The sequence below is a fragment of the Blastomonas sp. 34TW genome (genome assembly GCF_059803595.1).
In genome coordinates this window covers 1-23,352 of sequence record NZ_JAPFGW010000021.1, presented here as the reverse complement: position 1 = coordinate 23,352, position 23,352 = coordinate 1, and the positions used below count along the sequence as shown (strand labels likewise).

The following is a 23,352-nucleotide window of genomic DNA, read 5'->3' as shown; positions in this document are numbered from 1 at the left end:
GGGGGTCATCGGTCGAACACTCGGTTGGTCACAGGTTCCCGGGCTTGCCAGCCCCGCCGCTCCAATTCGGGTGTCTGGGACGGGTCCTGGGGGTATCCGAAGCACAGCAGTGCAATCAGCGACCAGTCGGCGGGTACGTCCAGCAAGGCGCGGATGACACCGGGCTCGAGGATCGATACCCATCCGACGCCAATGCCGCGGAGCCTTGCCGCCAGCCAGAGTGTGTGGATCGCCAGCACGCATGAATAGCGCAACATCTCCGGCATACTGACAATGCCAAGTCCATGGCCTGCTTTGGGCTGCTCATCACAGAACACCACGATCAGTTCCGGGGCTTCGCGAAGGCCATGCAGCTTGAGCGAACGATACAGTTCCTGCCGGGCTTGGCAGGCATATTGCTGCGCTGCTTGTGCGTTCTGTGCATCGACATGGTCGGCCAGCGCCTGACGAAGGGTGGATGAACGCACGCGCACGAACCGCCAGGGCTGCGCATTCCCGACCGAAGGCGCGAGGGAGGCACACTCCAGCAGCGCACACATCTCCTCTTCCGCGACAGCACGGGCTTCGAAGTGCCGCACATCGCGTCGCCAGCGCAGCAGCTGCGCAAATCGAGCCGCGAACTCGGCATCGAACTGGGGCGGCAGATCGCTCAGAACTCGATCCCTGCCTGCGCCTTCACGCCCGAGCGGAAAGGGTGCTTGATCATGGTCATCTCGGTGACGAGATCGGCCGCCTCGATCAGTGCATCGGGCGCATTGCGTCCGGTGACGATGACATGTTTCATCTCGGGTTTCGCGGCAAACGCCTTAAGAACCTCATCCAAGGGCAGGTAGTCATACCGAAGGACGATGTTGAGTTCGTCGGCTACCACCATCTGGTAAGCCGGATCGGCGATCATGCGGCAGACTTCATCCCAGGCAGTACGTGCCGAAGCGATATCGCGTGTCCGGTCTTGCGTATCCCAGGTGAAACCTTCACCCATCGGCTTGAACTCGACATTTTCCGGGAAAGCGTCGAACACCGTCTTTTCGCCTGTCGCCATCGCGCCCTTGACGAACTGGACGACCCCGACCTTCATGCCATGTCCTATTGCGCGCACGACCATACCGAGTGCAGCGCTTGTCTTGCCCTTGCCCGTGCCAGTGTGAACGATCAGCAGCCCCTGCTCGCGGGTCTTGGTGGCCATCATGGTGCTACGCGCAGCCTGGATCTTGCGCATTTTCTCGGCATGGCGCGCATCTGCGCTTGCAGCTTCTTCTTCGCGGTCAGCAGGCATCGGCTCGTTCCTTTCGCATCAGGTAGACATCCATGATCCAGCCGTGGCGAGCGCGCAGTTCCGCGCGGCGCGCGGCAATCTGCGGCGCAGAATCGGCAAGTGGCCCATGCACCAGTGCTTCTTGCGACATGCCCAGATAGGCACCCCACCAGATCGTGATGCCAGCAGGATCGAGGACTTCGAAGGCGCAGCCGGAATCGAGCATGACGACGATCGTGTGCACTCCCAGCGGCCAGCCTTCCCGGCGCAACCTGCGGCCGGTGGTGATCGTGACAGGTTCGGCCAAGGCGTTCAGCGGGATGGCGTGAGCAGCCGTAAGAGCCTGAATGCTGGTGATACCGGGTTCGACGCGAACAGTTAGGTCGACCCCAGCCGTCCGGAGCCGATCGGCAATACGCAGTGTGCTGTCGTAAAGCGACGGATCGCCCCACACGAGCAGCGCGACCCGCCCACCATCAGGAAGGTGAACTGCTATCTGCTCTGCCCAAATCGCTGCAATCGCATCGTGCCAATCGTCGACGGCCTGCGTGTAGTCGCCATCCTGTCGGCGAACGGGCATGTCGAACTCGGCCATGCGGACCGGTGAGGCCAATGCGGCGCCACAGATGGAGTGGCGCAGGTCCAGGAGATCTGATTTGGCATCGCCTTTGCGGGGCAGCAGAATGAGATCGACCGCGTTGATTGTGCGTATTGCAGCACGCGTCAGGTGGTCGGGATTCCCGGTGCCTATGCCGATCAGATGGAGGTGGATCATGCCTCCTCCATCATGGGGCCGTAGATCACCAGTGCGGTTGCATCCGATCCGCCGTCGGCAAGTGACCGAGCAAGTCCGGCAATAGTGCTTCTGGTAAGTCTTTGGTCCGGTCGGCTAATGTTTTCTGCCAACAAGGCTGCAGTATCGTCCGCAAGTCCTGCCGCGACAAGCTGCGCAGCAAGCGCCGGAAATGTGCGCTTTGGCATGAAGACGACCGTTGTGGCACAAGGGTCGGCAAGCGCTGATAGATTGAGGTCTTCGGGTAAAGTGCCAGTCTTGCCATGTCCGGTTACGAACTGGACGCGTCTAGCGTGCTCGCGTCGTGTCAGTGGTATCGCGGCAGCTGCCGCTGCGGCGGTCGCCGAGCTGACGCCAGGAATGATCTCGAACGAGATTCCCGCATGGCGAAGCGCCTCAATTTCTTCTTCGAGTCGGCCGAACAAGCCAGCATCTCCCGATTTGAGCCGGATGACATGCTTCCCGGCCAGGGCATGGTCCACCAGAAGACGGCTGACTTCGGCCTGACTTGGAGATGGCCGACCGGCGCGCTTGCCTACCGCTACCAGTTCAGCGTCATCGCGCGCGCGGGCCAGGATCGGTCCCGCAGCCAGATCATCAAACAGGACCACCTGCGCTGTCTCAAGACGAGAAACGGCTTTAAGGGTCAGCAGCTCGGGATCGCCAGGGCCCGCACCCACAAATGATACGAACCCTTTCACGATGCGTTCGCGATCATGTGGAAGAAGGTTCCGGTCACGCGGCCGCGATACGAGCCTGTTTCGGCAACCGCGACGCCATCTGCATCGGTTACACATGCCAGCGCTGCGTCTGTCTGCTCGAGGATCGTCGAGTAGTGGAACTCGTGGCCGCGCAGTCTTTTGCCTTTGGCCAGTCCGGCTATCGGTGCCAGCAGTTCGGCCTGGCGATAGCCGAGATGCATCTTGCGCTGTGCATAGCTGGTAACAAGCCCCAGCAGGCCGGCCATACGATGCCGTTCTCCCGACTTGTCCACCAAGGCCTCGCCCAGAACCATGTAGCCGCCGCATTCGCCGTGGACCGGGCGGGTCTTGGCGTGATGGCGCAGGCCGGTCAGGAAGTTCGTCGCTGCAGCGATGGTCCCTGCGTGCAATTCCGGATAGCCGCCCGGCAGCCAGACAAGATCGGCATCGCGGGCAGGGGCCTCGTTTGCCAATGGCGAGAAGGGCATGATCTCCGCGCCAGCCCGCCGCCAACCTTCGAGCACATGGGGATAGACGAAGGAAAAGGCGGGATCGCGGGCGATGGCAATCCGCTGGGCAGGGGGAAGCGGCAGTTGGCCGGGGGCCGGAGGCGGGGCGCTGTTGCTGCTGGCGGCATGGCGGATGGCATTCAGATCGACATTTGCACGCAGAAATGCGGCATAGTCCGATATCGCCCGCTCGAGATCGGGATGCTCGACAGCCTGGACCAGACCGAGATGGCGTTCTGGCAGGGTGAGATCGCCGCGCCGGGGCAGGGCACCCAGCACAGGCATGCCTATCGCTTCCATCCCCCGGCGCACCAGCCGTTCATGGCGGGGACTGGCCACCCGGTTCAGGATCACGCCTGCAAACGGCAGCGTGTCATCCAGATGCTTGAAACCGAGCGCCGTTGCAGCGGCGGATTGGGCTTGTCCGGACACGTCCAGCACCAGCACAACCGGCCAGCCCATTGTCCGTGCAATGTCCGCACTGGCGCCATTGCCAACGGCACCCCGGCTCGCGACACCATCGAAAAGGCCCATCGAAGCCTCGGCAAGCACCATGTCCGCGCCAACAGCCTCTCCCGCGATTGCAGCGATCAGCTCGCCATTCATGGCCCAAGTATCGAGGTTGAACGACGCACGGCCGCAGGCGGCGCGGTGAAAGGCGGGATCGATATAGTCGGGACCGCTCTTGAAGGGCTGGACCACCGCGCCGTCTTCAACCAGCGCTCGCAGCAGGCCCAGCATGACCGTAGTCTTGCCCGTTCCCGATGCCGGAGCGGCGATCATCAGGCCTGAAACGCTCATTCCCCGGCTCCTGCAAAGCGCGAGCTCGCATCCTGTGGGCGGAAGCGCCGGTCGTAGCCGTGGGCGTAGAGGCTGCTTTGTGCGAAGTCCTCCGCCCCCAGCACCCGTCCGACAAGGATCAGCGCGGTTCGTTCCATGCTGCCGGCGATGGCTGTTTCGACGGTGTCGAGGGTGGCCCGGACGATCCGCTGGTCGGGCCAGCTGGCGCGCCAGACGACCGCAACGGGGCAATCCGCGCCATAGGCGGGAGCAAGATCGGCCACGACCCGCGCGAGGTTGTGGATCGATAGATGGATAGCCAGAGTCGCGCCCGTCACAGCGAAATTGGCGAGGCTCTCGCTCTGCGGCATCGCGCTGGCCCGCCCTGGCGTGCGCGTGAGTACCAGCGACTGGCCGAGCTCGGGCAAGGTCAGTTCGGCTTCCAGAGCCGCCGCTGCCGCCGAGAAGGCGGGAACACCCGGCGTGACCGTAAACGGAATGTCCAGTGCGCGCAGGCGGCGCAATTGTTCGCCCATTGCCGACCAGACGGACAGGTCGCCCGAATGGAGGCGGGCAACATCGCACCCTGCGGCGTCAGCCTCCGCTATCTCGGCGATGATCTCGTCCAGCGTCATGGGCGCGGTGTTGACGATGCGGGCACCGGGCGGACAGTGATCGAGTACAGCCACGGGAACCAGCGAACCGGCATAGAGGCAGACCGGGCTGGCGGCGATCAGGTCGCGCCCTCGCAGGGTCAAAAGATCGGGTGCGCCGGGGCCGGCGCCGATGAAGTGGACGGTCATGGCTGTGATCCTTCGGCAATGGCGCAGCTGGCCATGCGATCGGGCGAGATGTGGCGCGTGCGCAAAAGGCGGGCGCCCGGACCAGCGGCGACCAGCGCGCAGGCTTCTGCGACACTGCCGGTCGCGCGTGCCTTCAGGCTGGCGGCAGAGCTGGTGGGCGTAGGCGTGGTGGACAGGGACGCCGATGGGATGCCGGTCATCGGCAGTCCCAGTGCCTCTGCAAGCGGTACCAACGCAGACGTCTTGTCGATGGCGGTCGCCAAATGGGTTATAGGGGGCAGCCCGTCCTGCGCCAGTTCCAGCGCCGCCCGCAGCGAAGCGAGGCCTGCGCCGCGCCGAAAGCCGAAGCCAGCCACGATCATAGCGTGACGCTCCACTGTACCACGGGATAGCGCCCCTTCCAGCCATGCCGCTGGCCAAGGGGCACGGCATCGGCCAGTTCGATCCGCAGCAGACTGCCGCCCTTTGCGCCATGCCAACGGGTAAGAGCGGCTTCAGATTCAAGGCTCACGGCGTTCGCCACCAGCCGCGTTCCATCAGGCAGCCGGGCCCAGAGGGCATCGAGCAGCGGGTCGGACAAGCCGCCACCGATGAACACAGCATGCGGATGGGGGCCTTCCGGCAGGCCTTCGGGCATCCGGGCATTGATCACATCCAACCGGTCTACACCCAGAGCCTTGGCGTTTGCGCGGGCGCGGCCGGCCCGTAGCGGATCGGCTTCGAACGCGGTCGCCCGGTTGGCGGGATGAGCCAGCAGCCATTCGATCGCGATTGACCCAGAACCCGTGCCGATATCCCAGAGCCATTCACCGGCACGCGGGGCGAGGGCCGAGAGGGTCAGGGCGCGCACCGGGGCCTTGGTGATCTGTCCGTCGTGATCGAACCACGCATCCGGTCTGCCGGATGTGACGGGCAGGACATTGCCTGAACCGGCGAACGCGATGCCCACGGCAACGGGATGGGCAATGTCTGCGAACGGCAGGGCTTGCGCGGTCGTCACGCGGAGGCGTTCATGGGGGCCGCCCAGCGCTTCCATCACATGAAGCGTCGATGGGCCGAAGCCCTTGCTGGTCAGATATTGCGCCGCCGTGGCAACGGCATCGCCATCGCGCAGCAGGACAATGGCGCGCTGGGCGGGTGCGATATGGGGGCACAAGCGGTCCAGCGGCGCTGCGTGCAGGCCGAGGCAGGCCGTTTCCTCGATCGGCCAGCCCAGCCGGGCGGCAGCAAGGCTGAAGGTCGATGGCGCGGGGTGCGCAACCCATTCCGCCGGACCGAGATGGCGCGCAAGGCTTGCGCCTGCGCCGAACCAGAACGGATCGCCCGATGACAGCATGACCACCCGCCGCCCGCGATGCGCCAGCAGTTCGGCTATGCCGTCGGCAAAGGGAACTGGCCATTTGAAGACCGCGCAGGTAAGCGCGGGAAGCAGCGCTAGATGGCGCGCCGATCCCATGACCAGTTCGGCCCTGGCCAGCGCGGCCCGGCCCGCTGAGCACAGGCCGTCCACGCCGTCTTCACCGATGCCGATGATCGTCAACCATGCGCGAGGGTCCATGTCAGCCATGCCGAATGTTCTCCTGCTTGGCGGAACAACCGAAGCGAGCGCACTGGCGCGCCTGCTTGCGGCAGCGCAGGTTGCGACGACACTCAGCTACGCGGGCAGGACCGACAACCCGCGGCCACAGCCGGTGCCGATCCGCGTCGGCGGCTTTGGTGGGGTGGCGGGGCTTGTGGCCTATCTCCAAGACCATCGCATCACGCATCTGGTCGATGCGACGCATCCCTTTGCCGCGACTATGAGCGCACATGCCATAAAGGCCGCGCGGATTGCCGGGATTGCCCATATCGCCTTGACCAGACCCGCATGGGAGGCCGGGTCGGGCGATCGCTGGACATGCGTGAGAGACACTGCCGCTGCGGTGGCCAAACTTGCGGGCACGCCGCGCCGCATCCTGCTCGCGCTGGGCCGAATGCATGTGGAAGCCTTTGCCGCACAGCCGCAGCATCACTACCTGCTGCGCTTTGTTGACCCTCCGGCTGCGCCCCCAGGCCTGCCCTCCCACGACCTTGTCATCGATCGCGGGCCGTTTACGGCTGAAGGTGATCGGCTGCTGATGCAGTCTCACATGATCGACCTTGTTGTGTGCAAGAACGCCGGTGGCACGGGCGCCGAGGCAAAGCTTGTCGCTGCGCGCCAGCTCAAGCTTCCGGTCGTGATGATCGACCGCCCGGTGATCGGTGACCGGATCGAGGTCTGTCGCGCAGAAGATGTGCTGGAATGGCTTGGTCATGAGGCCACTTCCGCAACGGACCGGGGCGTATAGAGGATAGGGCCTGCCGCACGTTCGATGATCCGCGTCCGGCTTGATCCCACGATCACCGTGGTGCGCATGTCGGCCATTTCATCGTGCGCCTTGCCCAGCGGCACGATGCGCAGATCTTCCTGCGGCGTTGTGACGGCGCGGGCAAACAGCATCGGGCGATCATCGCCGCACAGCTCCTTCAATAAGGCCAGCGCACGGGCGAAGCCTTCGGGACGTGCCTTCGAGCGGGGGTTGTAAAGCGCCAAGGCAAAGTCCGCCTCCACGGCCAGCCGCAGCCGCTTTTCGATCATGGCCCAGGGTTTCAGGTTGTCGGAAAGATTGATCGCGCAAAAATCGTGACCCAGCGGTGCCCCGGCCCGTGCACTGGCGGCCAGCATGGCGGTGATGCCCGGCAGCACCCTGATATCCAGCGTCCGCCAGCGGGAAGGACCTGCCTCAAGCGCTTCGAATACCGCCGAGGCCATCGCGAACACCCCCGGATCACCTGACGATACGACAACGACCCTGCGGCCCTGCGCCGCAAGATCGAGCGCCAGAGCGGCGCGGTCGAGCTCCACCCGGTTGTCCGAGGGGTGAAGCGTCAGGCCTTCGCGTGCAGCTATCCGGGCGACATAGGGAATGTACCCGATCACGTCCGTAGCCCCGGCCAGCGCGGCGGTGACTTCGGGTGTGACGAGTGCCTCGTCTCCTGGTCCCAGACCGGCGATTGCTAGCCAACCCTTGTCCTTTTCCCCGGTCATGGTCGCCTCCCCTGACCATGGATCAGCAGGATCGAGAAATAGGGGGTCACCGCCTCAGCCTCGGCCAGCATGGTGACGCGCTGTCCGGGCATCGCTGCGTGTTCGACCAGCCATGCCGCATCCATGCGCCCGGCGGCTGCCACGGCGCGGCGAAGCTTGGGCAGGTTCCGACCGATCTTCATCACCACCAGCGCGTCAGTCTCGCGGATCCGGCGGGCAAGCTCGGCTTCCGGCAGCGTGGCCATGACCACGGTCATCACATCATCGCCCCAGGTGATCGGCAGGTCCGTCGCGGTCCAGGCGCCAGACATGCCCGTGATGCCAGGGACGACTTCCACCGGTATGCGGCCTGAAAGGCGGGCATGGAGGTGCATGAAGGAGCCGTAGAAGAACGGGTCGCCCTCACACAGCACGACGACGTCCTCACCCTGCTGCGAAATCGCTGCAAGCCGCTCCGAACAGTGCGTGTAGAACGCCGACAGGCAGGCATTGTAGCGAGGATCGGATACCGGGATTTCGGTGGTTACCGGATATTCCATCGGAAACTCGATCACGTCAGCGCGGAGCATCCCTTCCACGATGCGCCTTGCCTGGCCGGGCCGCCCAGCCTTGCGGAAATAGGCGACGTGGTGCGCCGTGCGTACAAGCCGGTCGGCGCGCACGCTCAGCAGGTCTGCCGCACCCGGACCAAGCCCGACACCGTGAATGGTGCCGATGTTCGTGCCGGCGTTCATTCGGCCGTACTCGCCAGCGCGTTGATGGCCGCCACGGTGATGGCACTGCCGCCAAGGCGGCCCTCGACGACGCAGCAGGGTGCAGGAGGAGCGGCCCAGAGGGCAGCCTTGGATTCAGCTGCTCCCACGAAGCCCACCGGACAGCCGATGATCGCCGCAGGGCGTGGGCAGGCGGGGTCTTCCAGCATGTTCAGCAGATGAAACAGCGCGGTTGGTGCATTGCCGATCGCCACGACCGCACCCGCCAGAATGGGCCGCCACAGTTCCAGCGCGGCAGCGGATCGGGTGTTGCCGATCTTGCGTGCAAGGTCAGGCACCGCAGGATCTTGCAGCGTGCAGATGATTGCGTTGCTCCCGGGAAGCCGGGCGCGGGTGATCCCTTCAGACACCATCCGCGCATCGCACAGTATCGGCGCGCCGCCGGCCAGCGCAGCGCGTGCCGCATCGGCAAATCCCGACGAGAACCGGATATGCGCTGCAAGTCCGACCATCCCGGCCGCATGGATCATCCGCACTGCCACCTGCTCTTCGCCTGGCGCGAAAGGGGAGAGATCGGCTTCGGCGCGGATCGTGGCAAACGACTGGCGATAGATCGCTGCCCCGTCGGTTTCATAGACATGGGGCATCAGACGGCTCCAAAATGCGCGAGGATTTCGCTGGCGCTCAAGCCGGAGCGGGACGGAGGCGATCCGGCTTTGCCAGCAAGGACCAGATCGAACCTGCCGTTGCGTCCGGTCAGCGTGACATCGGCCACCTGCGAGCAGGCGCAGCCTTTGGCACAACCCGAAACGTGCAGCCGTCCCGAGACATAGGGCGCAAGTCGGCGCGCAAGCGCACGGGTTTCAACCGTCGCCTGTGCGCACAATGGTGCGCCCGGGCAGGCTTCCACATGGGGCAGCGGATCAGGTTTAGCGCCGGTGGACGGGTGGGTCCGGGCAGCCGCCGCCCCCTCGATCAACAGCCGCCGCCACGGTGTTGTTCGCAGTCCAGAAGCAGAACCGGATTCGAGCAGGATGGCGAGCTCCGAAGCCTCTATCAGCCCGAACGCCAGCGCGATCGATGGATGATGTCCGGTGCCAAGCACATGGCCCGGTTCAGCCATTGCAGGCGCGATCGCACCTTTTGCCCATGCGGGAAGTTCCGCATCCCAACGGGCCATGCGCCCGGCTGCGGCGGCGCCGCTCGCGGCGAACCAGTGAGCGAGAGCGATCAGGGCGTCCGCTTCCGTGCCTGGAGACAGGCTTGATCCGGTGAGGCAACCATCGGCGCGAAGGATGAGGCTGCCGTCCGTGCCGCGTTCGACACGGAAATCGCCGGATGCGCCGGTCAGCACAGCGGCAGGGCCGGCATCGATGACGAACCCGACCTTGCCGGGAAGATCGGGCCATTCGCCTATCCGGGCCAGCAGGGCGTTGGCGATGCGGTGGGTGTCGTCGTTCTCCTGCCAGTCGGGCGCGACAAGGACGTTGCGCCGCGCTTCGAGTGCAGGCTCGGGCTGCACTAATTCCAGCGCAATCAGCCTTTGGATCAGCAAGGGCCAGCGATCTTGGGCAACGCCGCGAATCTGCAGATTGGCGCGCCGCGTCAGGTCGATCAGCCCGCTGCCGCAGGTGGCGGCCGCATCGCAAAGGGCCAGCGCCTGCTCCCGTGTCAGCCGCCCGAGCCGGGGTTTGACCCGCACCAGTAGGCCGTCGCCGGATATCATCGGGTGCCATGCGTCCGGGCACCAGCCCTTGACGGCAAATCCGGTCATGGTGCCTCCCGCAGGCTGGCCAGGATGGAATTTCGCCGGGTGCGCCAGAGGCCCGCGGCATGCAGCGCGGCAAAGCGCGCTTCCATCGCCGCCAGTGCATCGGGATTTTCGCGTTCGAGGAAGGCGCGAACTTCGGACTGGCCGAGCGTTGCCTCGTGATAAAGGTCGATCAGCTGCGGCGGCACGCTGCCGGAAAGATGTGCGAAAGCGCCAAGATGGTCCAGCGTCGCGGCCAGTTCCGCGCCCCCACGAAAGCCGTGGCGCATCATTCCTGCGATCCAGCCTGGATTGGCGGCTCGGGCACGGACCACGCGGGCAATTTCTTCGGTCAGCGTGCGGGCCGCCGGGTTGTTCGGGTCCCGATTGTCGAGATGATAGAGTGCGGCCTTGCCTCCGACAATCGCCTGGGCTGCGGCAAAGCCTGCCTCGTGCCCGGCATAGTCCGCGGCCAGCAAGAGGTCGGTTTCAGGCAGGTCCTGCAGGTGGACGAAGGCGTCCGCGCTGGCCACTCGCAGACGGATGCCATCGGGGTCAGCCTCGCTTCCCGTGCTGGAATCGGAAACGCTATCCAGCGCGTGGTCGGAGGCTGCCAGCCATGCTTCGCCCGCCGCACGCCGGGCATCATCGGTATAGGTTTCGGCCGCGTCTCCGATCCCGAGTCCATACCGGCCCGGACGCGGACCATAGACGCGCGGCGCTGGGGCCAAGGCAACGAAAGGGTTCCAGTCGGCGGGTTCGTCCCTGGTGCACAGCGCCCGGACGGCCTGACCGAACAAGGCGGGCAGGGTGGGAAAGGCATCACGAAACAGGCCCGAAACGCGCAGCGTTACATCGAGGCGAGGGCGGTCGAGCATGGCGAGTGGGAGAATCTCAACCCCCGTCACGCGCTCTAAAGCCATGTCCCACATCGGCTTTGCCCCCAGAAGGTGCAGCGCCATCGCAAACTCTTCACCAGCCGTGCGCATGGTGGCCGAACCCCACAGATCCACCACAAGGCCACGCGGGTAGTCGCCGTGATCCTGCAGATGGCGGCGGAGCAGCTCCTCGGCGAGCACGACGCCCTGTGCATGCGCTGCGCGCGAAGGTACTGCGCGCGGATCGATCGTGTAGAGGTTGCGTCCCGTCGGCAGCACATCGGTTCGTCCGCGATGGGGCGAGCCAGATGGTCCGGGAGCGATCCATCGGCCGTCCAGCCCAGCCAGAAGCCCGTTCCGCTCTGCCGCGCCCTGTTCACCGCGGCCGAAAACGTGGAGACCGTCACCGAACTGGCTGGCTTTCACATCGCAGACGAAGCGATCGATCCGGGTGATCGCTTCGACCAGAGTGGTGGCGGTATCAAGGCCGAGCTCTGCCTCCAGCCCCAGCGCGGCAGCTTCCTCGCGGATGGATTTCTGCAGACGGTCCCGGCGGGCAGGGTCCAGCCCGTCGGCATTGGAGAATTCGTCCAGCAAAGCCTCGATCCGGCCCAGCCCGGCGCCGCTTCCGGTCGGGACGAGCGGCGGCGGCACATGGCCGATGGTGACAGCACCGATGCGGCGCTTGGCCTGCGCTGCCTCGCCCGGATCGTTGACGATGAAGGGATAGATGACCGGCATCGCTTGTGTCAGCGCTTCGGGCCAGCAAGCGTCAGACAGCGCTACAGCCTTCCCCGGCAGCCATTCCAGCGTACCATGCGCGCCAACATGGACCAGCGCATCCGTACCCTGCTGGCCCAGCCACAGGTAGAAGGCGACATAGGCGTGCCGCGGGCAGCGCGAGAGGTCGTGATAGTCTGCATCGCGACTGATAGGCTCGCCCCGCTCGGGCTGAAGCGCCACCAGCACCTGGCCGAGCGTGAGCGCCGGGAAGCGAAATGCCCCATCGACAGCCAGCGGATCGTCTTCCGGCTCTCCCCATGCCGAGGCAAGGTCCTGCCGCAGCGTCTCGGGCAGGGCGGACATGGCAGTGCGATAGGCATTCAAAGGCCAGACCAGATGCTCGGTCGCCAGCTGCCTGGCAAGATCGGTGGGGCGGCTGACCTTGTACCCGGCCTCTGCCAGATCGGCGACAATCGCATCGACTGAGGCCAGCGCGTCAAGACCCACGGCGTGCGCCATCTGGTAGGCCTTGCCGGGGTAGGTCGACAGGATCAGGGCGACGCGGCGTTCGCATGCCGGCTTGCGGGCCAGCCCGATCCAGCGCGCCACGCGGTCGGCGACCGCTGCGATCCGGTTGTCATCGCCGCGGTGCGAATAGGGAGCGAAGCCGAGTGCCGGATCGCGTTCGCCCGCTTCCTTGAAGCTCGACACGCCTGCAAAGATGCGCCCGTCAATCTCGGGGAGTACGACATGCATGGCAAGGTCAGCCGGCGAGAGGCCACGCGATGTGCGCGCCCATCCTGCGCGCGGTGCGGTGGCAAGCGCGATCTGGAAGACCGGAACGCCCCCCCCGTCGAGCGGCGTTCCGCCATCCTCGCCCCGCGCTGAAAAAGCCGTGGCATTGACGATGGCTGCAGGCGCCAGCGAACGCACCCAGCGATCCACCTGTGCCCTGACCTCAGGGGGCTTGAGCGAGGGGACGAAGATCGAGAGCGCGTCAAAGCCGCGTTGTTCAAGCGCGGAATGAAGCGCGGCGATCGGGTGCAGGTCGTGTGCGGCGAGGTACGCACGGTAGAAGACGATCAGGATCAGCGGCCGATCCGCATTGGGCCTGAAGCTGGCAGGATCGATGATCCCGCAGGAGGGGTGCCATCCGCCAGTTGCCGGCAAAGCCGTGCATTGCGTCACAGTGCTGACGCCAAGCCCTGCGGCGTGCGCGAGAGCGGCCAGGGCCGCGCGCGCCGCTGCCGCGCCGCCCTCGTCACACAACTGGCAAAGCTTGGCCAGCGTGGCGGCAGGAAGCGTGGAGACACTGTCGAGGTGCCAATCCGGCCGACCATCGGCAGGCAGGACAGCAAGCGCAATCCCGCGCGATCGGGCGAGGGTCTCGACCTGTTGAAGGCCGTAGCTCCAATAGGGCGTGCCGCCGATCAGCCGGATCAGCACGGCCTTTGCCCCGGCCAATGTCTTTTCGATATAGGTGTCGACCGACAAAGGGTGGATCAGCGCGGCAAGATTGGCGAGCCGCAACGAAGGAAATGCCGGATCCGCCGCTTGCGCCTGGCGCCAGCCTTCCGCGAACGCACCAAGATCGCTGTCCGAGAAGGACAGGACGACAAGATCCGCAGGCTCCTGCCCCAGATCCTGTGGGATGGCCGTTTCCTCCATCCCATGCGTTTCGCGAAAGATGACGTGCACGGCCTAGCTTAGCCTGCCAGCACCGCGCGAATGGCAGGCTCGTCGATATCGTCATGCTCGGCGATGGCGACCAGGGTGGTCTGGCGCCGCTCATCGGGGCGCCATGGGCGGTCGTACTGGTGACGAACCCTCGACCCGACGGCCTGCACCAAGAGGCGCAAGGGCTTGCCAGTCACGGCAGCGTAGCCTTTTACCCGCAGGATGCGATGGTCGCGGGCGAGCGTTTCGATACGCGCCACCAAATCGGCGGGATCGGCAATCTCGCCGAGCGCGATGACGGTGCTGTCGAAATCGTCGTGCTCGTGATCATCCTCATTGTCGTGATGCGAGGGCCGGGCAGCGATATCGTCTTCGGCGGCAGCTCCAAGTCCAAGGATCACGCGAGGGTCGACAATCCCTTCGGCTATCTCGATCACAGGCACGGGGCGGGGTGCTTCGGCCGCAATGGCTGCCCTTGCGGCAGCGACTCCGTCAGGTCCGGCCAGATCAACCTTGGTCAGCAAAACGAGATCGGCGCAGGCAAGCTGGTCCTCGAAGACTTCGGACAGCGGGGTTTCGTGGTCGATCCCCGGGTCTGCGGCGCGCTGGGCCTCCAGCGCTGCAAGATCGGGGGCAAACCGTCCGGCAGCAACCGCTTCGGCATCGGCCAGCGCAAGGACGCCATCCACCGTGATGCGACTGCGGATTGCCGGCCAGTCGAAGGCCTTGAGCAAGGGCTTGGGCAGGGCCAGCCCTGATGTCTCGATCAGGATATGGTCAGGGCGCGGATCAAGCGCGAGCAGGCGCTCTACGGTGGGAATGAAATCGTCCGCCACGGTGCAGCAGATGCAGCCGTTGGCCAGTTCGACGATGTTTTCCGCCGGGCAATCGGGAATGGCGCAGGATTGTAGGATGTCCCCATCCACCCCCAGAGTACCGAATTCATTGACGACCACAGCCAATCGGCGTCCGCCAGCGTTGCGGATCAGGTGGCTGATCAGCGTGGTCTTACCGGCACCCAGAAAGCCGGTGATGATCGTGACGGGTACCTTTGACAGGTCCGACATGGCAGTTCCTCCGCGCGCCAGAGCGACACCGGGCAGGGCTTGCCGGACAGGTCCGGTCGGCGCGCGACAACGGGCTGGCGCGACAGACGCCCGAAACCACGCGGCCGTGCAGCCCCAGCCGCACAGCTTCGTCGCTCAGACGGAAGAGTACCGTGCCTTGGCCATCCCCTGGACCCGGGCAAGAGCGACCAGAGCGCCGGCAGGTCTCCTGGCTCGCGGGTCACAGCTTGATGCACGCCTTCCCAGATGCGCGTTCATGCGCGGTCCAGTGGCTTTTCCTGCACGCGCAGGAAAAATGTGCATCGCGCTATCCGCTTACAGTTGCAGGGACAGCCGCGGATTTGGGAGCTACGCTCCCGCACCGCATTCCCGATTAAGCCCCGTTGGGGGCACCGGCGCGATCATCGATGGCACGGGCAAACCCGCATCATCATTGAATATCTCTAGACCCAAACTTCGATCATGCCAATCAAAGTTCGCGCTGAAATTGCAGGCGCAACCTCACTGTTCCGTTTCATCGGTTTCAACGGGAGCGCGGTCGAACCAGACGCGCCAGGGACCCACGTGCTCGTGACCGGCAGCGGCAAGACGGCGCAGGACGATGCGGGCTTTCGTTCGGCCCCGCCGTGTGTCGGGCCAATCAAAGAATTCAGGGTTTGCGCCTTCAGCCACAGCGGTGCGGATATGTGCGTCCACGGCACGATCCTGATCAAGGCCAAAGCGTTCAAGCATAGGTGAAAAGGCGGTGTCCGTATCGGGCACGAAATCGTGCCGTTCACCCAGTGCGTTCCGCCAAGGTGAGCGAGGGTGAATGTTCAGGATCGACTGATAGCCATCCGGAATGGGGACGTTGGCGCCATGTGGCCGACCCTTCCCGATAAGCTTGGCAAGCAGATGGGTGTGCGGGCCTTCCGGCGATTTCCCATCCGGAGGCGGAATCGGTTGGAAGACTTCGATCCGTCCGGCAGGCGAGAGCATGACCCGGTGGGGCTGCGCACGCAGAACCTCGGCCATGACTGTTGGCGAAGACAGCAGGTCCTGACCTTCAAGAGCCTCGAGAGCCCCGATCAGCGCTTCGTCGTCAGTGCGGGCGCACATCCTTATGGTGCCGTTACAAACGCCCATGTCGAACAGGCGGCTCGACTGGTCTTCCCTGCGAATGGCGTCGGTATCGGCGCCCAAAGATACGACAGCCCGATCGACCGAACCAGTCAGAGGCGCGCAGAGCGCCATTGCATGACCCCAGCTTTCGCCATCAGAGGACAGGCTATCCCAGGCAAGGCATTCAAAGCTATCCGAATGCCTGATCCGCAAGGCACCGCGAGCGGTCACGATTTCGATATTGTCGCGGTCGTTTTGAACCGTGGCCGGCTCATCCTCGTCGCGAATGAATTCGCCGATCGCACCGAATGTGCCGATGCTCCAGCCATGGCCAGGGTCGCACGCGAGACGTGCCAGTTCGTCAAAGGAAATCTGGTTCATGATGATACCCCGGACTTGAGAAAGCGGACGGAAATGCCGTCCCCGTCACGAGATAACCGGACCGGAACGTCATAGAGCGAGGTGAGTAGGCTTTCGGTGACGACTTCGTGCGTCGGACCGTGTGCAAGCAATCGCCCATCGCGGATTGCGAGGATCGAGTCCGCGAAGGCCAAGGCCAGATCAAGATCGTGGATCGCCATGACAACCGTGCACCCGGCCGTGGTCCGGGCCTTGAGACGCTGGACGGCATCGATGGCATGGCGTGGATCCAGACCCGCGGTTGGTTCATCAACGATCAGAAGCGCTGGATCGCCGACAATCGCGCGGGCCAGCATTGCCCGCGCCAGTTCGCCACCCGACAATTGCGTGGCTGGCCGATCCCGCAAACCCAGCAGATCGCAGGCGAGCAGTGCATCGTCGATGGCGGGAAGCAGAGCGGACGGTATGGTGCCGAATGCTGGCAGCGCCGGAGTCAGCCCGAGCGCAACCACGCGCTCTACGGTGATCGGCCAATCAACCCCCGCACGTTGCGGCAGATAGGCACGCAACTTGGCAAGTTCCCGGCGGCCAAGGCGGTGGAGGTCCTTGCCATCGAGTTCGACCGAACCTTGCACCGGGCGTTTGAGGCCCGATGTGATGTCCAGCAAGGTGCTCTTGCCGGCGCCATTGGGGCCGATCACAGCAGTCAGATGGCCCGATGGAACACGCGCCGATATCCCGTCAAGGACCAGACGCTGCCCCCGGCGCGCCGAAACACCATGAAAGTGCAGCGCGCTCATGCGGTGCGTCTCCGGACATGAAGGACCAGCCACAGGAAGAACGGTGCCCCGATCAGGCTGATGAACACCCCGAGATTTAGCGGCATGCCCCGGAATACCAATGTGCGCGACGCGATGTCGGCGAGGGTTACCAGAACGGCTCCAACCAGCATGGCCGGGATGAGCACCTTGCCTGGACGATGGGCGACCAGAGGCCGGACAAGGTGAGGCGCAATCAGGCCTACGAAACCGATCGTTCCGGATACGGCGGTTGCGCCTCCGACGCCAAGGGCCGTACCGATCAGCGCCAGCATGCGCGTTCGTGAAACCGCAATCCCCAGGCTTTCAGCCTGCGCTTCACCCAATGCAAGAGCATCCAGAGCTCGGCCCGTCAGCAGAAGCATCGTACCCCCGGCAAGGATAAAGGGTGTGGCAAGGCGGACATGATCCCAGCTTCGATCGGCAAGCGAACCCATCAGCCAGGTCATGATCTCGTAAGCGGCATAAGGATTGGGGGAGAGGTTGAGCGCCAGACTGACGCCTGCACTGGCTATGCTGCTGACTGCTGCCCCGGCCAGGATGAGCGATAGGGTACCGCCTCCCCGCGCAAGGATGAAGGCAATGCCTGTGGTGACGAATGCACCTGTCAGACCAAACAGCGGAGCGGCAAGGGTAAAACTGGCGGCAAAGCCGAAATAGATGGCGATGACCGCACCGAGCGAGGCACCTGCCGAAACGCCCAGCAGGCCGGGGTCAGCCAGCGGGTTTCGCAACAGCCCCTGCATGACGGCACCCGAGAGGCCAAGGATGCCACCGATGGCCATCGAAAGGACAACCCGTGGCAGGCGGATCTGGGTGACGATCTGGCCAGCCAGATCCGCATGATCGAAAGCCAGCGCCTGAAACGCTTCGCGTGGTGTCAACCAGACGGAGCTAGCCAGCACCGAAGCGAAAGCGCTGGCGAGCAGACAACTGACCAGCATGGGAACAAGCCACCGGGTCATAGCGATTTCCCACCGGCAAAGGGAAGGGGAGAGCGGGCATGGAGAGCCGCTGAACGAAGTTCGTTGCGCAACTGCATCGCGGCTTCCGTCACCATCGGCGTTCCGCAAACGTAGTACGCCTGTCGGATCGTCAGCGTACGGTCACCGTCCCAGTAGCGACGGATTAGAGGGTGTCGCTCGACGTTTTCGCGAAGCCCCGGGCGGCGACCTACCCCGGCGCCTTTCACCAGCAGGGACGGAGCAGAAAGGAGCAGGATTTCGATATCCGGTTTGCCGTAGCTGCTCTTCTGCAGTGTGTTGGCAACATTGGTCGCACCGGCTGTCTTGAGCACAGTGTCATAGAGAGACCCCGTGCTTGCATTGAAGCCAGCACCATCCCACGCAGCCACTCGTAGCGGCGGGCCCGGATCGCGCGCAAGGTCGGCCAGTTGGCGGTCCATTTTTGCGATCAATTCCTCGCCGCGAGCGGGCTCTCCTACTGCCTTGGCGACCTGTCGGGTTATCTTGCGGATATCTTCGTAGGTTTCCGCATGATCGACCTCGATCATTGGAAACCCTAATCGCTTAAGCAGTCCGCGTGTTGCCGGCGTCGTAAATGCCCCGGCAATAACCAGGTCCGGCTTCTGGCGCAGGACCTCCTCCGACATTCCATGGTTGATGTCGACACGCGCAGCCTCGCGGAACATGAGGGAGCCGTCGGGATCGCGCGACAGCCAAGTGACCGACGCGATCCGCTCAGGTGGCAGCAATGCCAGGACAAGCTGATCCGTGCACTGGTTCATCGACATGACATGGACTGGCTTTGCTGCCGCCTGGCTGCGACTACCAGACGGCTCCGTGCAACCGGCCAGAGCCGGAAGCACGGAGATCATCCAAAGGAGGCAGAGCGCCTTGCGGAACATCAGAAGCGGACGCGAACGCCACCATAGCCTGCGCGGCCCGGAGTGGCGAAACTGAACACCTCTTCGTATTGCTCGTTGATGAGGTTTTCTACGCGCGCAAACAACGAAATGTTGGGGCGCAACTTGTATTCGGCATTCAGGTTAACCAGTACATATTCCCTCAGGGACACGCGCACCGGAATGAAGCTTGGATTTGTAAACGCGACATCGGTCTGACGCCCGTTGTAGCGCACTGTCAACGTACCCGAAAAGCGCTCATCCTTGCTGAACACTGTCGCGTTGAAACTGCCGATATGCTTGGGGCGACGCACCTCGACTGTGCCGTTTTCTCGCGCATGAAGCCATGTGTAGGCGGCGTCCAGCCTGATCTGGGGAATTGGACGGGCGGCAAGGGCCACCTCAATGCCATGCTGTTTCGACAAAGTTGCACGGTTTGATGGCGTCGCTATGAAGGTCGGAGCGGGGAAGGTCGTGAAAATTTCGTCCTTCAGGCGGCTATCGAAATAGGTCGCGCTTATGGTGGCCTTGCCATCGCTGAAGCTTTGCTCGATGCCGGCTTCCCACCCTTCCGACTTCTCGGGCCTCAGGTTAGGGTTGCCAATATAGCGGCCATCGGAAAATCCATAGAGCTCGAAATAGCCCGGATTCTTGACCCCCGTTCCATAGGCACCGCGAACACGGGTACCAGTCGGGAGCGAATAACTGCCTTGAACCCGCCAAGTTGTGGGGTCATCAAAGCGATCATTTTCGTCATGGCGGATCGATGCACCAAAAGAGAATGCGTCGTTGATCAGCAGTTCATACTGCCCGACAATCCCGACATTGTCGGTCGATCTTTTTCCCTGAAACGCGAAGGATGACGGTGTGGTGTTCTGGAATTCTTCGCGCTCGACGTCGATTGCGGCGGTCAGGCGATGCCGGATGGCGTCGGTGCCCAGCCGCAGGCTCGATTCGAACGAGCCTTTGTAGCGGTTACCCTTGTTGCCGTAATCGAAGCCCGCAGCGTCGAAGCCCTTGCGCTCGCTCAACGCGACTTGCCCTGTCACTGCGTTCGTCCAGCGGCCGTCGAGCCCGATCAGTTCAGCTCTCACAAGACCATAGAAGGCCTTGTTTCTGAAGAACACGCCGGGGCTGTCGACGGTGAATCCGAATAGCGGGCTCGCCGGATTGTTCTCGCTGTTGTTGGTATCGGCTTCCGTGAAGCTGTAGCGGGCAACGCCGGTCAGTTTGAAGGTTTCGGACGGCGACCAGATGAGCTTGGCCGAAAGGCCTGCGATGTCGGAGCCGACATCCCTGCTGCCATTTCGTGCCGTGGGATAGCCGCCGGTGTGATAGTAAGCGCCAGACACAGCATAATCGAGATCGCCAGACACTCCGCCAGCACGCGCGCTTCCGGTGAAGGTGTTGAAGCTGCCGCCCTCTGCGCGCAAGCTGACCCCCGGAGCCTCCTTCCCGGTCAATGTCAGATACTGGATAACGCCGCCGATCGCGTCCGAACCGTAAAGCGAGGACTGCTGCCCTCGCAGGACTTCAACGCGGGCTTCGGGATCGGCAATGAGAGTGGCGAAATCGAACTCGCCAAAATACGGGTCCGAAGCTTCTATACCGTCAATCAGAACGAGGACGTGGTTGCCCTCGGAGCCGCGAAGCCGGAGCTGGGTGAGGCCGCCAGCAGCGCCGGTGCGGCTCACGGCAACGCCCGGCACATCGCGCAGAATGTCCGAAACAATCCGGGTCTGGCGCTGCTCCAACGCTTCGCTGTCCAGTACCGTCACCGACGCACCGAGCTTGTTTACGGCCACGGCCTCACCGGACCGTGACGCCGTCACGACAATGGTTTCTCCGCTGTCATTGGTTGTAGGCTGTCCCGGGTTCGACTGCGCGAAGGCCGGGCAGCTGGCTAGCGCCAGCGCAAACGTGGATACGAGAACAGGTTTCTTCATCGGGATACCCCCTTGGTGCCGAGCAACTGCGCGACGAAAAGGGGCAACCGGATCCATCAACTCCCAAGGCGAGTCGGGAGAGCGCACGAACGGTCGGCCAGGCCAACGCGAGTGGGCACAATTCACCCGCGCAGGACTAACCCTGCGGCCCCAGCCGCAATGGTTCGTCGCTCAGACGGAGGTTACCGTGCCATGGCCATCCCCTGGACCGCAGCAAGAGCGACCAAACGCCGGCAGGTCTCCTGGCTCGCGGGTCATAGCTTGATGCACGGCCTTCCCAGGCCGCGCTTGGACAAGCGTAAGGCCCAGTGGCTGCTTCCGCCCGAAGGTGGAAGCGATGTGCATCGCGCTCGCCGCTTACAGTTGCAGGGACAGCCTCGGATTCGGATCAGCCAAGGCCGCTCCTCACCGTGTTCCCGAATTAAGCCCTCTCGGGCACCGGCGCGATCTGTTGACAACGGTCTTAAACCGTTGACGTTGATCCACTAGTCGAAAGTCGCCCGAAAGCCAATCCCTTAACGACTGGCATCGGAACGACGCCAAGCCTCAACGATGGCAGGATTTTCAAGCAACCGTTCCACCGCATCCACATTATAGGTCGCGAGCGAAATGAGGTTGTCCCCTCGGCGTATTTTGGATGTCCCGGAAATTTGCAGTCGGCCATCTTTCGACCACCGGTTGCGTTCGGCGGGGGTGAGCGACAACAGCTTCTCAATCTGCTTGAGACTAAGGGGTTTCGAAGCGATCCGGCGGAGCCTGTCGCGAAGCTCATCGACAAGCATTTCAGCAGAGCCCAACTGATCGGGTTGAAATCTGCAAACTCTTCCGGGTTTGTCGATTGCGCTGCCACTCTTCGCCATGAGTAGCCGCATGGTAGCGTCGCGCTCGCCCTTATGGACCACAAGGCCAATCGGCATCGGCCCATCGAGGTCTACCTCTACGACCAAATGGTCATTGTCTTTCTTGAGGGTGACCAAGCGGCGGATTGCCATAACGTCAGGCACTATATGACATTTGCATTGCAGGTGTCTCCGGTCCGGACGCCACGAACCAAGACCAAGTCGCCACGTGAGGTGGTCAGCAGCTTTCTCCTGGCGCGCGCCCGCAGCGCCGGGGCCGCTGAAAGACCCAGTCACATCGATTCGTCGCTCAGACGGAGGTTTACCGTGCCATGGCCATCCCCTGGACCGCAGCAAGAGCGACCAAGCGCCGGCAGGTCTCCTGGCTCGCGGGTCACAGCTTGATGCACGGCCTTCCCAGGCCCCGCATGACTTAGCGTCCGGCCCAGTGGCTGCTCCCGCCCGAAGGTGGAAGCGATGTGCATCGCGCTCGCCGCTTACAGTTGCAGGGACAGCCTCGGACTCGGATCAGCAAAAGCCGCTCCTCACCGTGTTCCCGAATTAAACCCTCTCGGGCACCGGCGCGATCTGTTGACAACGGATTTTAACCGAAGTCAGCGGCAGTATAATTGACATACAGGATAAAACCAAGCTGTGTCTTGAAGTGATAGCGTTTTCCTTTGGCCCCATCACCGAAAATCCGAGATTTCATGGGCAAATGGTTCGCCATAAATCGAATTGACGCGATTGATAATCCCGCAAGCTTTGTAGTGGGAAAGATGCAAGTAATCGGTCTGCGTAGTTTCGCTGCACTGCTTGAAACGGGTTCCTCAATGGACCGATCCGTTTTCTATGATGGTGTGGCCTATGAACTTCGACGGCGGAAGTCGGAACTGCATATCGATGCTGAAATTCGACCGGCAAGTTTGCGGTATGTTTCCGAATGGCTCGTTCAACAGCTTACAGCGTTTGTCGGTGCCTCGCGCCCGATCTTCATCGCCGACACTCAGCCTGATGTTCATTTAACGGATATGGCTCTGAGCTTCTGCCCAATCGTGGAAAGGCCTTGGCGGCGGATCACGCAAGAGCTGCCTTTCTGGTATGTTATGTGATCCAACTGCCGCCATTGCAGCGTATCGGCCTGGACCATCGTTGTCCGCGGCGATGTAAAGGGTGCCAACTTGGTCCGGAACGTTGATTAGCGCGAGACGCTTATTCCCGAGTGCTGCCCAGCAAGGGACTCCTTTGATCTGAGTATAGCTCGCCGCATCCTCCATGCCCTCAGCAATGGCGAGCACGTCGCCCTCGAACTGCGGTGCCCACGCGCCCCGTTCAGGCTTTCCGAGCATGAATTTGCCATCATGCCATGTTCCGTCGTTGGTCAGCCTGATCCGCTGGATGGCCGTCATCCGGTGCCCGGTTCTGACACCGACCAGTATCGCGGGCCGGAAGGTGGTCTTAGGCTTGCGGCCGAATGGGCACCGCGGATGGAAGCGTAAGTCGGGGAGGTCGATTGGCAGCCGCCGCGACCGAAGGTAGACTTCACCGAGCGTTCCGCGGATCTCCGTGGCCTGATCCCATATCCTTCTGACGTTTGGCGCAGTTCGTTCTGGCTGATAGCTTGGGGCAGAGGAATTCAGGATCGGTTTGGTCCGACCGATTGCGCGCAGGACATCCTCGCTGCGGCATCCCGCAAAACAGTGGACCA

General features: G+C 63.4%; 23 protein-coding genes and 3 riboswitches. Of the genes, 2 read left to right on the top strand and 21 right to left on the bottom strand.

Annotation, left to right across the window (positions count from 1 at the left end; all coding sequences use genetic code 11):
• Positions 1–5: 5 nt before the first annotated feature.
• The 8 genes from bluB to OPU69_RS18570 are packed head-to-tail and all read right to left on the bottom strand — an operon-like array spanning position 6 to position 6,408.
• Positions 6–653 (bottom strand): 5,6-dimethylbenzimidazole synthase, encoded by a 648-nt coding sequence (gene bluB / locus OPU69_RS18605; RefSeq protein ID WP_081095568.1) that lies wholly within the window; start codon positions 651–653, stop codon positions 6–8.
• Positions 650–1,276, bottom strand: coding sequence for a cob(I)yrinic acid a,c-diamide adenosyltransferase (gene cobO, locus OPU69_RS18600; protein WP_039330652.1), 627 nt, complete (start codon positions 1,274–1,276; stop codon positions 650–652). Before cobO ends, bluB begins: the two co-directional genes overlap by 4 nt.
• Positions 1,266–2,030, bottom strand: coding sequence for a precorrin-6A synthase (deacetylating) (gene cobF / locus OPU69_RS18595; protein WP_039330650.1), 765 nt, complete (start codon positions 2,028–2,030; stop codon positions 1,266–1,268). The genes cobO and cobF overlap by 11 nt, the downstream gene beginning before the upstream one ends.
• Entirely contained in the window at positions 2,027–2,749 is a 723-nt protein-coding gene (gene cobA, locus OPU69_RS18590) for a uroporphyrinogen-III C-methyltransferase (RefSeq protein ID WP_039330647.1), read from the bottom strand. The genes cobF and cobA overlap by 4 nt, the downstream gene beginning before the upstream one ends.
• Positions 2,746–4,059 (bottom strand): cobyrinic acid a,c-diamide synthase CobB, encoded by a 1,314-nt coding sequence (locus OPU69_RS18585; protein WP_039330645.1) that lies wholly within the window; start codon positions 4,057–4,059, stop codon positions 2,746–2,748. Before OPU69_RS18585 ends, cobA begins: the two co-directional genes overlap by 4 nt.
• Entirely contained in the window at positions 4,056–4,841 is a 786-nt protein-coding gene (gene cobM, locus OPU69_RS18580) for a precorrin-4 C(11)-methyltransferase (RefSeq protein ID WP_039330643.1), read from the bottom strand. The genes OPU69_RS18585 and cobM overlap by 4 nt, the downstream gene beginning before the upstream one ends.
• The gene (locus tag OPU69_RS18575) at positions 4,838–5,203 is read right to left on the bottom strand and encodes a cobalamin biosynthesis protein (protein WP_039330641.1); all 366 of its coding nucleotides are present in this window, start codon (positions 5,201–5,203) and stop codon (positions 4,838–4,840) included. The genes cobM and OPU69_RS18575 overlap by 4 nt, the downstream gene beginning before the upstream one ends.
• Entirely contained in the window at positions 5,200–6,408 is a 1,209-nt protein-coding gene (locus OPU69_RS18570; protein WP_039330640.1) for a bifunctional cobalt-precorrin-7 (C(5))-methyltransferase/cobalt-precorrin-6B (C(15))-methyltransferase, read from the bottom strand. The genes OPU69_RS18575 and OPU69_RS18570 overlap by 4 nt, the downstream gene beginning before the upstream one ends.
• Here OPU69_RS18570 and OPU69_RS18565 point away from each other — a divergent pair.
• A complete protein-coding gene (locus tag OPU69_RS18565; protein ID WP_039330637.1) occupies positions 6,407–7,168 on the top strand; it encodes a cobalt-precorrin-6A reductase in 762 nt (253 codons plus the stop codon). The two genes, OPU69_RS18570 and OPU69_RS18565, sit on opposite strands and share 2 nt — an antisense overlap.
• Here the strand turns inward: OPU69_RS18565 and cobJ are convergent.
• The 12 genes from cobJ to OPU69_RS18505 all read right to left on the bottom strand — a co-directional run bounded on the left by cobJ (position 7,132) and on the right by OPU69_RS18505 (position 21,782).
• Complete coding sequence (cobJ, locus tag OPU69_RS18560; protein ID WP_039330635.1) at positions 7,132–7,908, bottom strand: precorrin-3B C(17)-methyltransferase; 777 nt, start codon at positions 7,906–7,908, stop codon at positions 7,132–7,134. The two genes, OPU69_RS18565 and cobJ, sit on opposite strands and share 37 nt — an antisense overlap.
• A complete protein-coding gene (cobI, locus tag OPU69_RS18555) occupies positions 7,905–8,642 on the bottom strand; it encodes a precorrin-2 C(20)-methyltransferase (RefSeq protein ID WP_039330633.1) in 738 nt (245 codons plus the stop codon). Before cobI ends, cobJ begins: the two co-directional genes overlap by 4 nt.
• Positions 8,639–9,268: a precorrin-8X methylmutase gene (locus OPU69_RS18550; protein ID WP_039330631.1), complete on the bottom strand. Its 630-nt coding sequence runs from the start codon at positions 9,266–9,268 to the stop codon at positions 8,639–8,641. The genes cobI and OPU69_RS18550 overlap by 4 nt, the downstream gene beginning before the upstream one ends.
• Positions 9,268–10,395: a ferredoxin-like domain-containing protein gene (locus tag OPU69_RS18545; protein ID WP_039330629.1), complete on the bottom strand. Its 1,128-nt coding sequence runs from the start codon at positions 10,393–10,395 to the stop codon at positions 9,268–9,270. Before OPU69_RS18545 ends, OPU69_RS18550 begins: the two co-directional genes overlap by 1 nt.
• Entirely contained in the window at positions 10,392–13,670 is a 3,279-nt protein-coding gene (cobN, locus tag OPU69_RS18540) for a cobaltochelatase subunit CobN (protein ID WP_498512983.1), read from the bottom strand. Before cobN ends, OPU69_RS18545 begins: the two co-directional genes overlap by 4 nt.
• Before the next feature lie 8 nt (positions 13,671–13,678).
• Complete coding sequence (gene cobW, locus OPU69_RS18535; RefSeq protein ID WP_039330625.1) at positions 13,679–14,716, bottom strand: cobalamin biosynthesis protein CobW; 1,038 nt, start codon at positions 14,714–14,716, stop codon at positions 13,679–13,681.
• A gap of 181 nt (positions 14,717–14,897) precedes the next feature.
• A riboswitch (cobalamin riboswitch) is annotated at positions 14,898–15,128 on the bottom strand.
• A gap of 89 nt (positions 15,129–15,217) precedes the next feature.
• Positions 15,218–16,198 carry a DUF6925 family protein gene (locus tag OPU69_RS18530; RefSeq protein ID WP_052241778.1) on the bottom strand — a complete coding sequence of 327 codons (981 nt, stop codon included), beginning with the start codon at positions 16,196–16,198 and terminating at the stop codon, positions 15,218–15,220.
• Positions 16,195–16,977, bottom strand: a complete 783-nt coding sequence (locus OPU69_RS18525) for an ABC transporter ATP-binding protein (RefSeq protein WP_052241777.1) — start codon at positions 16,975–16,977, stop codon at positions 16,195–16,197. Before OPU69_RS18525 ends, OPU69_RS18530 begins: the two co-directional genes overlap by 4 nt.
• Positions 16,974–17,960 carry a FecCD family ABC transporter permease gene (locus OPU69_RS18520; RefSeq protein ID WP_498512980.1) on the bottom strand — a complete coding sequence of 329 codons (987 nt, stop codon included), beginning with the start codon at positions 17,958–17,960 and terminating at the stop codon, positions 16,974–16,976. The genes OPU69_RS18525 and OPU69_RS18520 overlap by 4 nt, the downstream gene beginning before the upstream one ends.
• Positions 17,957–18,748 (bottom strand): ABC transporter substrate-binding protein, encoded by a 792-nt coding sequence (locus OPU69_RS18515; protein WP_160328032.1) that lies wholly within the window; start codon positions 18,746–18,748, stop codon positions 17,957–17,959. The genes OPU69_RS18520 and OPU69_RS18515 overlap by 4 nt, the downstream gene beginning before the upstream one ends.
• Positions 18,749–18,861: 113 nt before the next feature.
• Complete coding sequence (locus OPU69_RS18510; RefSeq protein ID WP_039330622.1) at positions 18,862–20,805, bottom strand: TonB-dependent receptor plug domain-containing protein; 1,944 nt, start codon at positions 20,803–20,805, stop codon at positions 18,862–18,864.
• Between the two features lie 215 nt (positions 20,806–21,020).
• Positions 21,021–21,263: riboswitch (cobalamin riboswitch) on the bottom strand.
• A 57-nt stretch (positions 21,264–21,320) separates the two neighbouring features.
• Positions 21,321–21,782: a hypothetical protein gene (locus tag OPU69_RS18505; protein ID WP_137776011.1), complete on the bottom strand. Its 462-nt coding sequence runs from the start codon at positions 21,780–21,782 to the stop codon at positions 21,321–21,323.
• A gap of 217 nt (positions 21,783–21,999) precedes the next feature.
• Positions 22,000–22,242: riboswitch (cobalamin riboswitch) on the bottom strand.
• A 112-nt stretch (positions 22,243–22,354) separates the two neighbouring features.
• On the opposite strand from OPU69_RS18505, the gene OPU69_RS18500 reads away from it, so the two are divergent.
• Positions 22,355–22,756, top strand: a complete 402-nt coding sequence (locus tag OPU69_RS18500) for a hypothetical protein (protein WP_152998733.1) — start codon at positions 22,355–22,357, stop codon at positions 22,754–22,756.
• Here the strand turns inward: OPU69_RS18500 and OPU69_RS18495 are convergent.
• On the bottom strand, positions 22,667–23,284 hold the full coding sequence (locus OPU69_RS18495; protein WP_498512996.1) for a DUF7146 domain-containing protein: 618 nt from the start codon (positions 23,282–23,284) through the stop codon (positions 22,667–22,669). The genes OPU69_RS18500 and OPU69_RS18495 overlap by 90 nt on opposite strands.
• Between the last annotated feature and the right edge of the window lie 68 nt (positions 23,285–23,352).